The sequence below is a fragment of the Psychrobacter sp. FME13 genome (genome assembly GCF_014861395.1).
Lineage (GTDB): Bacteria > Pseudomonadota > Gammaproteobacteria > Pseudomonadales > Moraxellaceae > Psychrobacter.
The window spans coordinates 1-12,694 of sequence record NZ_RRYV01000086.1 but is presented as its reverse complement, the minus strand read 5'-3'; the positions used below and the strand labels follow the sequence as shown (position 1 = coordinate 12,694).

Annotated in this window: 11 protein-coding genes; 6 read left to right on the top strand and 5 right to left on the bottom strand. The window is 41.9% G+C overall.

Annotation, left to right across the window (positions count from 1 at the left end; translation table 11 throughout):
• The 5 genes from EI164_RS10530 to EI164_RS10510 form a co-directional block, all read left to right on the top strand.
• Positions 1–1,339: vWA domain-containing protein (locus EI164_RS10530; RefSeq protein WP_192519918.1), on the top strand; the 1,339-nt coding region annotated here is incomplete at its 5' end.
• Positions 1,340–1,685: 346 nt separating this feature from the next.
• On the top strand, positions 1,686–3,413 hold the full coding sequence (locus EI164_RS10525; RefSeq protein WP_192519917.1) for an AMP-binding protein: 1,728 nt from the start codon (positions 1,686–1,688) through the stop codon (positions 3,411–3,413).
• Positions 3,414–3,807: 394 nt separating this feature from the next.
• Positions 3,808–5,583, top strand: coding sequence for an AMP-binding protein (locus EI164_RS10520; protein ID WP_192519916.1), 1,776 nt, complete (start codon positions 3,808–3,810; stop codon positions 5,581–5,583).
• A gap of 127 nt (positions 5,584–5,710) precedes the next feature.
• The gene (gene rph / locus EI164_RS10515) at positions 5,711–6,427 is read left to right on the top strand and encodes a ribonuclease PH (protein ID WP_192519915.1); all 717 of its coding nucleotides are present in this window, start codon (positions 5,711–5,713) and stop codon (positions 6,425–6,427) included.
• A 125-nt stretch (positions 6,428–6,552) separates the two neighbouring features.
• Entirely contained in the window at positions 6,553–7,044 is a 492-nt protein-coding gene (locus tag EI164_RS10510) for a hypothetical protein (RefSeq protein WP_192519914.1), read from the top strand.
• Positions 7,045–7,098: 54 nt separating this feature from the next.
• On the opposite strand, the gene EI164_RS10505 is transcribed toward EI164_RS10510, so the two are convergent.
• Complete coding sequence (locus EI164_RS10505; RefSeq protein ID WP_192519913.1) at positions 7,099–8,667, bottom strand: WG repeat-containing protein; 1,569 nt, start codon at positions 8,665–8,667, stop codon at positions 7,099–7,101.
• Positions 8,668–8,954: 287 nt separating this feature from the next.
• Here EI164_RS10505 and EI164_RS10500 point away from each other — a divergent pair, with 287 nt between their 5' ends.
• Positions 8,955–9,590 (top strand): hypothetical protein, encoded by a 636-nt coding sequence (locus tag EI164_RS10500; protein WP_192519912.1) that lies wholly within the window; start codon positions 8,955–8,957, stop codon positions 9,588–9,590.
• A gap of 110 nt (positions 9,591–9,700) precedes the next feature.
• Here EI164_RS10500 and hemJ read toward each other — a convergent pair whose 3' ends face one another.
• From hemJ to aciT, 4 genes are all read right to left on the bottom strand, one after another.
• A complete protein-coding gene (gene hemJ / locus EI164_RS10495; RefSeq protein WP_192519911.1) occupies positions 9,701–10,135 on the bottom strand; it encodes a protoporphyrinogen oxidase HemJ in 435 nt (144 codons plus the stop codon).
• A gap of 32 nt (positions 10,136–10,167) precedes the next feature.
• Positions 10,168–11,331, bottom strand: a complete 1,164-nt coding sequence (gene bioB / locus EI164_RS10490; protein ID WP_192519910.1) for a biotin synthase BioB — start codon at positions 11,329–11,331, stop codon at positions 10,168–10,170.
• Between the two features lie 224 nt (positions 11,332–11,555).
• A complete protein-coding gene (locus EI164_RS10485; RefSeq protein WP_192519909.1) occupies positions 11,556–12,062 on the bottom strand; it encodes an SCP2 sterol-binding domain-containing protein in 507 nt (168 codons plus the stop codon).
• Between the two features lie 198 nt (positions 12,063–12,260).
• Positions 12,261–12,653 (bottom strand): AciT family ciprofloxacin tolerance protein, encoded by a 393-nt coding sequence (gene aciT, locus EI164_RS10480; protein WP_225739229.1) that lies wholly within the window; start codon positions 12,651–12,653, stop codon positions 12,261–12,263.
• Positions 12,654–12,694 lie beyond the last annotated feature (41 nt).

Genomic DNA, 12,694 nt, shown 5'->3' with positions numbered 1-12,694 from the left:
ATTTGCTTTTAGAATCCCCCACTTGAGCTTTGCGAAAGTGGTGGGAGTATGTCAACAGTTCGATGATGGTGAACGTATTGCCAATGCACCGTTTGTCGTTGCAACTGAAGTGGTTGATTCACCATGGGATAAAGCGGATCAAGATAACAAAATCGTCAAAGTGGGTATCAAGGCTGTTGATAACAGTTGGTCAAAAAAATCGGATAAGCAGTCTATACCACCTGCTAATCTCGTATTCCTAGTAGATGTCTCAGGCTCTATGTCTTCTCGAGACAAGCTGGCATTGGCACAGTCTTCGCTTAAACTATTAACAGAGCAAATGCGCGCTCAAGACAGTATCAGTATCGTGACCTATTCAGGTAGTACTAGTGTGGCACTGCCTGCGACCAGTGGTGATCAAAAAGCAAAGATATTGGCTGCGATTGATGGGTTAAATGCATCAGGATCAACTAATGGGGAAGATGCTCTTAAATTGGCCTACAGACAAGCTGAACAAGGACTAAAAAAGAACGGTATTAATCGAATTATGATGCTGACGGATGGTGATTTTAATGTCGGTATTAATGATGTCGATGAGATGTTGGATTTGGTCAAAGCCAGTCGCGATCGTGGTATCTCTTTGTCCACCGTTGGCTTCGGTCGGGGTAATCTCAATGACTACATGATGGAGCAGATGGCGGATAACGGTAATGGTAATTACAGTTATATTGACAGTCTCACTGAAGCAAAAAAAGTCTTTGGGGATGAGTTAGCCGCAACATTTAACACTGTCGCTAAAGATGTAAAAGTCCAAGTTGAGTTCAATCCTGATGTTGTGAGTGAATGGCGCTTGATTGGTTATGAAAATCGAGTCCTTAATGAGCAAGATTTTAACAATGATAAAGTCGATGCCGGCGAGTTAGGCGCAGGCAAAGCAGTTATCGCATTATTTGAAATCACTCCCAAAGGACAAAAAGGCATATACAGTGAGCGTCGTTATGCTGACAGCACTACCACTACTACTAACGTAACCAGCAATCAGAAAGCCAATGAGCTTGGCTTTCTAAAAATTCGTTATAAAGCACCAACAGGCGGAAGCTCCATACTTATTAGTCAGCCAATTAATAATGCCAGTCGTTCTTTAGACAAAGCCAACACTGATACCCAGTTTGCGATCTCGGTGGCAGGTTTTGGTCAACGCTTAACCCAGAGTGAGTATATTAATGAGTGGCAATACAATGACAGTAGTAAGTTAGCAACAAGTAGTATTACCCATCAGCCAAGCAGCGATTCAGACGGTACTCGCCGTAACTTTGTGATCTTAACGGAATTGGCAGATGCACTTGACGGTACGAAGTAATAAATTAGCAACAAACTATAGGGTCGATACAGATAAATGCTTTGCTGTAAGTTGCTAAAAACTCATGGGTTTTCGTCATTAAGTATTTGATATTAAATTACTTATTTTGCGTCAAGCTTGTTTACGAACTCACGCAGCAATCTTTTATATTGAGTAGTCTGTACAAAGTGTGTATGTTAATAAATAAAGGACTATTTACCACTATATTGTTTGTTTAGCGTCATATGATTACGTCCCAGACTTGTTTATTACCATGATGGTAGCGCAGGTCTGACTTTTCGTATAGCTATCACACTGTGATTCGAATGCGCTGACGGTAGTGTATTATTACTAGGAGAAAAAGATTATGGAAAATCAAGGAAGCTTAATCCGTCGTGATGATAAGGTTTGGCTAAAAACCTATGAAGAACTTGGGCTAGATTACGAGATTAACTTACCAGCTGATAATACCTCACTGATCGATATTTTTGAGCAGAGTTTTACACAAAACAGCGACAAGACTGCCTATATCTGCATGGGTTCGTCATTAAGCTTTAAGGAAGTAGATTTATATAGCCGTCAAATGGCGGCATATCTACAGTCATTAGGACTGGTCAAAGGTGACAAGGTTGCGGTGATGATGCCCAACATTTTGCAACTGCCCGTCTCTGTCATTGCAGTACTACGAGCAGGGTTTACCTTAGTCAATGTCAATCCATTATATACCACCAGAGAGCTTGAGCATCAACTGACCGACTCAGATGCTAAAGTGCTGATTATGGTCGAAAACTTTGCCAAAACCTATCAAGACATCGGCCGTGATGTGGTCGATAAGGTCGTGATTACTGGTATGGGCGATTTGATGGGGACGCTCAAAGGCTTTATGGTCAATACGGTTGTCCGCCATGTCAAAAAAATGGTGCCCGCCTATAATATTAGCAATAGTATCAGCTTTAAAAGCGCGCTCAGTCATAGCACGGCTAGCAAATATAAGCGCCCAACCAATATCACGCTTGATGACATCGCTGTCTTACAATATACCGGTGGTACGACAGGTGTCGCAAAAGGTGCGATGCTGACGCACAAAAACTTAGTAGCAAATTTAATTCAATCCAATACCTTTTTGGGTACCAATTTTGACGATTTTGATCAAAGAGGTGAGCAGCCTGTCATCATGACGGCATTGCCGATGTATCATATCTTCTCATTTACTGTCTGCGGTATGTTTGGCCTATATCGCGGTTGTGTGGTGCTGCTAGTGCCAAACCCACGTGATCTTGATAGCTTATTAAAAGCATACAAAGCCAATCCACCAGCTTTCTTCCCAGCGGTCAATACGTTGTTTAATGCGCTTGCCAATAATGAAGAATTTATCGCGATGGATCATAGCAAGCTGCGTCAGTCGATGGGCGGTGGCATGGCAGTACTGAGCCCAACTGCCGAAAAATGGCGCCAAGTGACGGGTAATATCATCATTCAAGGTTATGGATTGTCTGAGACGGCACCAGTGGCAACCTCGAATCCAAGTAATAGTAAAACATTTACAGGCACCATTGGTGTACCTATGCCAGCGACTGATGTGGCCATCTTAGATGATACAGGTAATGAAGTAGCACTTGGTGAGCGCGGCGAGATCAGTGTTCGTGGTCCACAGGTTATGAAAGGCTATTGGAACCGTGAAGATGCGACGGCTGAGGTCATGACAGCAGATGGGTTTTTCCGCACTGGTGATATTGGTATCATGGCTGAAAACGGCTACGTTACTATCGTTGACCGCAAAAAAGACATGATTTTGGTGTCTGGGTTTAACGTCTATCCTAACGAAGTCGAAGAGGTCATGGCAGGTCATCCTAAAATTCTAGAATGTGGTGTTATTGGTATCAATGATGAAAAAAGCGGCGAAACGCCTAAAATTTATGTCGTACGTAATGATCCTAGTCTAACGACTGAAGAAGTTATTGAATACGCGAAAGAGCACTTAACAGGCTACAAACGTCCTCGCCACGTTGAGTTTATTGATGAGTTACCAAAATCTAATGTGGGCAAAATTCTACGTAAAGATCTACGTGTACTGGAAGAAAAGAACCACGGTTAATTAACTGGCGCTCAATATTAGACAATGAGTGATGAGTGTCTACACAGGTTAGATGCTCATAAGTATCGTGATACCAGATGCCTTTATAACTTAAAATGATAAGATTGCGTATATGCTTTCTTGTCATTTTTTTGCTTAAATTTACCTCTTTATGAGGTCGCTAGTATTAATAGAGAAAATTTGACAAAACTGATATAGTGTTTAGCGAAAGCGCTTACTAAAGTATTGTGATATATATTGACAAAACGATGTCTGACTTGCTTTATAAACCTTGTAATATACATATTGTAAATGTGTTTTTCGGTTCAGCTGAACTGAGCTATTGCACCGTTTTTAGAATGAGGACACGCACTAGAGTATTCTACATTTTTAACGGTAATATTTAGGAAAAATTATGACCGACAGTATCAATAAAGAGACCATAAACGATAAAGCTGCGACGAGCAATTATCAAGACCGTGCATTTCCTATCATGCCGACAATACCTAGCGACAGCCCATGGTTGGATACTTATGAGCGCTATGGTATCGCGGCTACTATCGATATGCCAGATGACAATACCTCTTTACTTGATGTGTTTGAGCGTAATTTTAGCCGCTATGGTCAAAAAACTGCCTATATCTGTATGGGCGCGTCTATTACCTTCAAGCAATTAGATCTATATAGTCGTCAAATTGCCAGCTATTTGCAGTCATTGGGATTGGTTAAGGGAGATAAGGTTGGCGTAATGATGCCCAATCTCTTGCAATATCCAGTGGTTGCTCTGGGTATTATACGTGCAGGCATGGTGTTGGTTAATATCAATCCTTTATACACTAGCCGCGAGTTATCACATCAGTTACATGATAGTGGTACCAAAGCACTATTCATCGTAGAGAATTTTGCAAAGACATACCAAGAAGCGGAAGACAAAGGTCAGGTTGAGCACGTCATCGTCTGTAAACTTGGTGATATGCTAGGAATGATCAAAGGGGCAGTGGTTAATCTCGTGGCTCGCCATATCAAAAAAATGATTCCTCATTATAGCTTGCCAAATAGTGTGAGTTTTAAACACGCATTAAATGCGGTATCTGCCAGCAAATACCAGCGCCCTGATTTGAATTTAAGTGATGTGGCATTGCTGCAATATACCGGTGGTACTACCGGTGTCGCCAAGGGTGCGATGCTGTCTCATGGTAACTTAGTAGCAAATATGCTACAGGTTGGCGTGCTTATGGACAGCGCATTTGAAGATGATGCTGATGCTAGCGATGTTATCTTGACGGCATTGCCGCTATACCACGTGTTCTCATTTACGGTCTGTGGTATGTGCAGTATGTATCAAGGTTATGCTGGTTTATTGATTCCTAATCCGCGTGATCTTGATGGTCTTATTAAAGAAATGGGCAAACATAAACCCGCTTTTATTCCAGCAGTAAACACCTTGTTTAACGGTTTGGTACATAAAGAGAGCTTTGCAAACCTAGACTTTTCTAGTCTAAAAGCGTCTATCGGTGGTGGTATGTCTGTATTGCCTAGCGTGGCAAAAGAGTGGCATAAAATTACGGGCTTGCCTATTGTTGAAGGTTATGGTCTGTCTGAAACATCACCAGTGGTAGCGTTTAATCCAATGACTATTGCAGAATTCACTGGCAAGATTGGTATCCCAGCTTCTAGTACTGATGTGGTATTAATTGATGACGATGAAAATGTAGTCGCACTGGGTGATCGTGGGGAGATTTGTGTTAAAGGTCCACAGGTAATGATTGGCTACCAAAACCGCCCAAAAGAAACAGCTGAAACCTTTACGGCTAGTGGTTATCTAAAAACTGGCGATATCGGAATTATGGATGAAAAAGGCTTTATCAAAATTGTCGATCGTAAAAAAGATATGATTTTGGTCTCGGGCTTTAATGTTTATCCAAATGAGATCGAAGAAGCCATGAGTGAGCATCCAGCAGTGGTAGAGTGTGGTGCTATTGGTGTACCTAACGAAAACCGTGGCGAAGAGCCAAAGTTGTTTGTGGTCAAAAAAGGCGAGGTGACAGAGCAGGAGTTACTTGATTTTGGCAAAAAGCAATTGACTGGTTATAAGCGTCCACGCAGCATTCAGTTTGTAGATGAATTACCAAAATCAAACGTGGGTAAAATATTGCGCAAAGAGTTGCGTAAGATGGAAGGATTGGTATAAGTTTGGCACTAAACTTTACCAAATCAGCGGCGCAATAGCTTGAGCGAATCTTGCTATTGCGCCGCTGTCACGTTAGGATAAGCTTATTTTTCAACCCTGATTTTAAAATATCGTACTAGGAATTTTTATGCGTAATGATAACCGTGAGCTTGACCAACTGCGTTCTATTAGCTTTGAGCGCCATTATACCAAGCATGCCGAAGGCTCAGTGTTAGTAAGTTTTGGTGATACCAAAGTATTGTGTACTGCTAGTGTCGAGTCGGGTGTACCACGCTGGTTGAAAGGTAAAGGCAAAGGCTGGATTACTGCTGAATATGGTATGTTGCCACGTGCGACCAATACCCGTAACCAGCGTGAAGCAGCACGCGGTAAACAATCAGGTCGCACTCAAGAAATTCAGCGTCTGATTGGTCGTAGCCTACGTGCGATGATTGATCTGAGTAAGTTGGGTGAAAACACCATTTATCTTGACTGTGATGTACTACAAGCCGATGGTGGCACTCGTACTGCTAGTGTGACAGGTGCAGCTATCGCTCTTATTGACGCATTAGAAACCATTCAAAAAACCAAAAAACTTAAAGCAGATCCATTAATTGGTTTGGTCGCTGCTGTGTCTGTCGGTATGAAAGATGGAAAAGCGTACCTAGATTTGAACTACGAAGAAGATTCTAACTGTGATACTGACTTGAATGTGGTTATGACTCAAAAAGGCGAGTTCATCGAGCTGCAAGGAACTGCTGAAGAAAAGCCATTCACGCGTGCACAAGCAGACGATATGCTCGTTTTGGCCGAAAAAGGCATCGCTGAGTTGGTCAAGATGCAGCAAACAGCATTAGGTTGGTAGTCGGACTTTAGGCTATTATCAGTAGTACTGATTTTTTGATACAACAACGACTCTCTGACAGATAGCCGGTTTTTTGATAGCCCGCTATCTGTTGCCAAGCAGAATCTCGCAACAGGTAACAATGCATGCTAAAGCTGACCGATGATGGCGCCAAAATCACCTTGCAAAGTCAATCGCAAACGACTGACAACGGTATGTTTTGGTTTGGCTCTGCATTATTAATAGGGGCAGTGGCAGTCGCTATGGCAATGAGTTTTTTGTCTGAGCGCCTTGCTATTGGTGCGTTAGCATTACTTATCGTTGGTAGTTTTGTTTTCAACCGACAACGACAAAAACAAAAAAAAGCCATGGCAGGAACCATTAGTGGCGGCATATTATGGGTGCGTACTGGTGAGCTGGTGCATGACAATAATGGTAAGCGCGAGCATATCCATTTGACAGATGGCGATACAGCAAAGCTCATTGGCGAGCAGCTACAGATAGTTGATGCTAGTGATAGCTGTAAATACCATATTAGTGGTTTTGATAGTGTTCAAGAAGCCACCGCTGCCAAAGCAATTTTGCAAGGGCAGGCGCTATCTAAGCGTCATGTGAATATCAAGATGAATAGTGATTAGTACATATCTATAACTTTAAAGCCAAGACTGGCACTAGAGTTAGAGTAGCTAATCTTATCGAGGAGGTGAGACCTTACGGCCTCGTTTATCAATAAACCATGTTTGGTCGCCTTTTTTGACAGCTGCGACACCATCATGGAAATCCTCTGCCTTGTCATAGATGTTTTGGATTACGAGCTTTCCTGAGGTATCAATATAACCCCATTTCTCCTCTTTTTTGACCGCTGATAAGCCATCACTGAATAGTGATATGTCCTTATACTCTATAGCCGTTATTAGCTGTTTCTCTTTGTTGGCGAAGCCTTGTAGACCGTTATGCTCGACCACCAATAGTCCGTTGGGTAATATCCCTAGATAAGTATAATCTTCAGATAAATATATTTCACCAGATGGGTCAACAATACCTTCATAGCCATCTTTTGCTATAAAGCCAAAGCCATTTGAAGAACAGCAAAAGAGTGCTTCATATTCAGGCTGTATCAAGATATTTCCTTGACGATCTATCAGTCCATATTTATCATTTTTTTTGATCTCTCTGACGCCTGATTCGTTATATGGAGAGCCGAGTTCGTCGTATTCTGCTGCTAATACGACTTTTCCTTGAATATTGATGAGGCCTAATTTTTGGTTTTTTTCGACCTCTATCAATCCTTGTTCATCACGCGAACCAATGAAGTCGTATGTGACAGGTGTGATGATCTTACCTGCTGCATCAGCAAGACCATAGAGGTTGTCGTTTCTCAATTCATAGGTGTCTTCATTGAAAGTATCGATATCATCATAATTAGCAGATAGAACGACAGTCCCTTTGTTATTCATAAAGCCATACTTGCCGTCTTTCTTAAATTGTTGAAGTCCTGTCTCATCTATATAGAAGCTAGGTAGCCTATCAAACTCAAAAGGCTTTAGAACCTTACCTGTTGCATCCATCAAGCCCCATTTATCTTGTTTTTTTACCTTTAGAACCGTCGGGTTGTATGAAAACATCTGAATATCTTGATATTCAACTGGGGTTAATAACATTCCCGAAGCGCTGGTTAGTCCATAGCGATTGCCTATAGCGACCTTTCCATAATTAGAATTATTACAACAAAATAACCTGTCATATTTTGCAGGCAAAATGATATTTCCTTCATTATCTATCAAGCCTTTTTTTTGCTGCTTTGCCATCAATACTCGATTTTGATCATCATCTAGGCTATCGATCCAATCATACGCTACTGGCAATACAACTTTTCCTGAAGCATCAGCGACACCATATTTGTCACCTTGCCTAAGACGAAAGTATTGGTTGGGATAAAACTGAAGGTTGTCATAAATCATAGGCAACACTTGCTTACCTTGTGTGGTAATGGCACCTACCTTATCAGCATGGGCCACAGCGATCAGATCATCATTTATAGAGCGCATTCGGTCAAACGTATAGTCTGTTAGTGCGTCTCCTTTCGCGTCTACCAACGCCCACAAAGCACCATCAAGTGTCGCAATTACTATATTACTTGTTGTTAAACAGGTTACCTGTATGGCATCGGCAACCTGAGGCTTGATACATTCATCATTGGCATAAGTCATCGATGATGCTATCAAAAGTCCAATGACAATTGGTGTCTTAATGGTGAACATTAGGATTTCCAAGTTTTTGTTTATTTGGAAGAATAATAACCCAACTTAATTTTAATAGTAAGTAGTAACTCAAGGTTTCTTATACCGTGTTTAGGGCGTGTCTTCAATTCAACCAATGATTATCCCAATGGATTAACAATGGCTAAATCTTGCCAAACGGTGTCAATTAGCTGACTAATATCTTGAACGATACTTGCAACGCTCCGTATAAATAGTTTATAAGTAAGGTTGAAAAGCGCCTATTATTTTCGCTTACCTATTTATGTCTTATAGACAAGGAATCAGTCATGTTGCGTATATCCATGTTGAAGTTGTCGGTGACAGCGTCATGTAGTCTATTGTTTTCCTTTAGCTTGATAGGTCAGGCTCAGGCAGATAGTATGAGCGCGCTAATCGCTCAGAAATCAGCTCAATCAACGACTTCCTATCGCTATCCAGACGTATCGCATCAAGCGCCTACGGTGTTACCTGCGTTTTTATCTGGTAATTATGACAATGTCGATAGTAAGTATTTACCGCTATTAAGTAGTGCAGAAACGCAAAGCAGCCCTGCTGCGCGTGAGGTGGTCAGTACCGCTCGTAAGATGGCGCTTAATGAACGTACTATTATCCAAGGTGGTTGCTGGGATTATTTAAACGCGGTATTTAACCGGGCAGGGGTGACGCGTGATACGGTTCACAAAGGCATTTATGGTCAAGGACCTTATGCTAGTAGTGGCGAGATAGAGGTTGGGGATTGGCTGTACTATATCAACCATGGTTATAATGACGTCGAGCACAGTGGGTTGTTTGTCGGCTGGGTCGATGAGCGTGCGAAGCAAGCGTTAATATTAAGCTATGCTGGTGAAAACCGCCGCGAACCTGCCCGTTACCGCGTTTATGACTTAAGTAATGTCTATCAAATCATGCGTCCTAGTGTCTAGTATGAGAGTCCGGCTCCCTTAAGATACAACCGACCTTAATAAAAAAGCGTCCGTCACTTATATTAGTGATGGACGCTTTTGATTGTTGAGTGTCAACCATTTTGCTAATTTTAGAAAGGTTTTACCACGACCAAAATAACGATAAATATTAAGGCAAATACGGGTATTTCATTAAACCAACGCCAAAACTTATGTGATTTATAGTGTGGGTTATCAATGAGCTTTTTACGATACAAGCCGCAAGCACCATGATAGCCTGATAGTAATACGACTAATAGCAGTTTGATGTGCAACCAGCCTTGGGTTTTGTAAACATCCCAGCCTAGCCCTAACATCCATAGACCGAAGATCCATGTGGCTATCATCGATGGAGTCATGATACCGCGGTAGAGCTTGCGCTCCATAATGCTAAAGCGCTCTTGGCTGATGGCATCATCGCTCATTGCATGATAGACAAACAGGCGCGGTAAATAAAATATCGCCGCAAACCAACACACCATCGAGATAATGTGTGCCGCCTTAATCCAGTTAAAATAATCTGCCATTTTAGTCTCTCTTGCTCAGCTTGTAATTTATACTAATCTGCCAACACTACTTGCGTCTGATGACCATTCATGGCATCCATTACAGGCAATACTTTGGGTGCTCTTGGTGCGGCAAACTGCTTGGTGAGACCAAGCTCACGCATGAGTCTATCGTCACCTGATTGACTGGCATTGCCCGTAGTCAGCAGTTTATCACCATAAAAGAACGAGTTTGCACCCGCCATAAAGGCCAATGCCTGCTCAGAGTCAGACAGGCTCTCGCGACCAGCAGACAAACGTACATAACTGGTCGGGCAGCAAATACGCGCCACAGCGATAGTACGAATCCACTCAAGCACAGACAGCTGACCCTCGGCCAATACTTTGTCACCAATAGGTGTGCCTGCAACAGGTACGAGTAAGTTAACGGGTATCGACTCAGGCGCTTTTGGCATTTTGAGCAGTTCATGTACCCAGTCGATACGGTCTTCACGGCTTTCACCCATGCCGACGATATTGCCACTACAGACATTGATGCCTGAGTTGCGGACATTGTCTATCGTATCTAAGCGCTCGTCATAGCTACGTGTACTGACGACTTGCTCATAATAACTACGTGAGGTGTCTAGGTTATGATTGTAATAGTCCAATCCAGCATCTGCCAATTGAGTCGCTTGATTGGTATCTAACATACCAAGCGTCATGCAGGTCTCAAGCCCTAATGCTTTGACCTCTTTAATTAGCTCGACAACATAGGGCATATCTTTTGCGCTTGGATGTTTCCAGGCTGCACCCATGCAGAAACGTGAAGAGCCGCTGTTTTTGGCACGTTTGGCAGCGGCAATGACTTTGTCTACCTCTATGCGTTTTTCGGCTTGGAGTTTGGTAGTATCGCGATGGTGACCTGACTGTGAGCAGTAGCCGCAATCTTCAGGGCAGTTACCTGTTTTAATAGACAACAAGGTGCTGATTTGTACTTCATTGGCTTTAAAGTTCTCTCGATGTATCGTTTGTGCTTGTAGCAGCAAGTCCATCAAAGGCAAATCAAACAGTTTTTCGATGTCTGCACGAGTGTGTTTGTGAGTGGTTTTTTGGTTGGCTGTAGTAGCATCTGTGGCTAGGTTGGCCAAAAAGTCACTGTTGCTGTTATTTTGATTGTCTACTGAGCTAGTGGGGCTACTGGCATTAGGTTCTGAGATGCTAAGTAATCCTGCCATGAGATAAGTCCTTTTATAACGATATTAAGTAAATCTAACGATTTTTTGTCTTTTTAAAAAAATAAAAAAGTCTGCGATATAGTATACCGTAACCTTTTTAGAAAATCAGAGCGCCACTCTATTGTATTTATATTAAATACAATAGAGCAGATTAACAGTAACTATGTGATGTTCAGTTTGCCATTCGGTGTTCTGATGATTTGTATCTGATAGTTGGTATCTGGTTATTTGCCCAGTTTGTGCTTGGCAACACCAATCCAGTGATTGGCAAAATTCTGTGCTTTGTAAGCATAAGGCTTTGCTTTTTGAAGGTATGGTTTGCACTCTTCTGGAACTTCTGGAACGATATGTTTGGCAAGTTTATTAAACCACATCATTAAGCTGTAGTCACCTTCGATGCTCAAGTTGCCTTCTTGAACGGCTGTCATAAAGGCTGGCAAGTTGCCTTTAGTCAACAGCTTAACACCAGTCATAGAATCTTTAAAGTTGATGGTCAAATCAGCCGATTTTGCATGACCGCTATATTGGCTAAAGTCGCCATTATCAAAGACAAAGTAACGGGCGATATCAGCTTCAGTGCTAGAAAATTCGATAGTCACACTACGGTCAGCAAATAGTGCTTTCACTTTTTCATCATCGCTATCAGCGAGCATAGACAAACGGTAACCAATCACCGCCAACAATACGTCTAAAGGATCAGACTTAATATCTAACACAGGAATAGTAAACATAATCGAACTCCTAAAAAATGAGACGCAAAACAATGCGTACTTTATAACAATTTTTGCGACAAATATATAATTAGATTATAACTGATTGATGGCATTTAATTCTTTAGGAGTTACGTAGGGAGTGTTAAGTATCTTGTAACATTCGATGACGTCAGTATGATTGATGACGTCAGTATGATTGATATGGTATTGAGCGTACTAATGGAAGCGTGGCTGATAGTCATCATCATAAACAGGCGTGTGCTCGATATAGCGAGATGCTTCTAGCTCACGCTGTAGTTGCACAGATTGGCTAAGATCATCGTAACGTAATGCTCGATATAATACCCAACTTGCTAGTGGCAACCAACTGATACCCATGGCGATAATATAACTGTGCCATTCTGATAGCATAAAGTGACTCAATATCAAGCTGTGGATGATTTCAACGGCTAGCCAATAGGCCATACCACCAAATAGGTACAGCAGTAGCCAACGTTGAGACGATATGGCGAGTACTATTATTAACACTGCGAGCAAACTATAGCCAAGCCAAGCAGCATTGATCCATGTCGTTATGTCGATAAAAGAAAATATATAGGACTTACGCAACAATCAGTCTAGGCGAGCGTAACTGCTCGCAGAGATAGTCA

Bases quoted from the DNA above. Each gene is read 5' to 3' on its own strand.
- EI164_RS10510 (WP_192519914.1), top strand. From the start codon at position 6,553: ATGCTAAAGCTGACCGATGATGGCGCCAAAATCACCTTGCAAAGTCAA.
- EI164_RS10500 (WP_192519912.1), top strand. From the start codon at position 8,955: ATGTTGCGTATATCCATGTTGAAGTTGTCGGTGACAGCGTCATGTAGT.
- hemJ (WP_192519911.1), bottom strand. From the start codon at position 10,135: ATGGCAGATTATTTTAACTGGATTAAGGCGGCACACATTATCTCGATG.
- bioB (WP_192519910.1), bottom strand. From the start codon at position 11,331: ATGGCAGGATTACTTAGCATCTCAGAACCTAATGCCAGTAGCCCCACT.
- EI164_RS10505 (WP_192519913.1), bottom strand. From the start codon at position 8,667: ATGTTCACCATTAAGACACCAATTGTCATTGGACTTTTGATAGCATCA.
- EI164_RS10525 (WP_192519917.1), top strand. From the start codon at position 1,686: ATGGAAAATCAAGGAAGCTTAATCCGTCGTGATGATAAGGTTTGGCTA.
- rph (WP_192519915.1), top strand. From the start codon at position 5,711: ATGCGTAATGATAACCGTGAGCTTGACCAACTGCGTTCTATTAGCTTT.
- EI164_RS10520 (WP_192519916.1), top strand. From the start codon at position 3,808: ATGACCGACAGTATCAATAAAGAGACCATAAACGATAAAGCTGCGACG.
- EI164_RS10485 (WP_192519909.1), bottom strand. From the start codon at position 12,062: ATGTTTACTATTCCTGTGTTAGATATTAAGTCTGATCCTTTAGACGTA.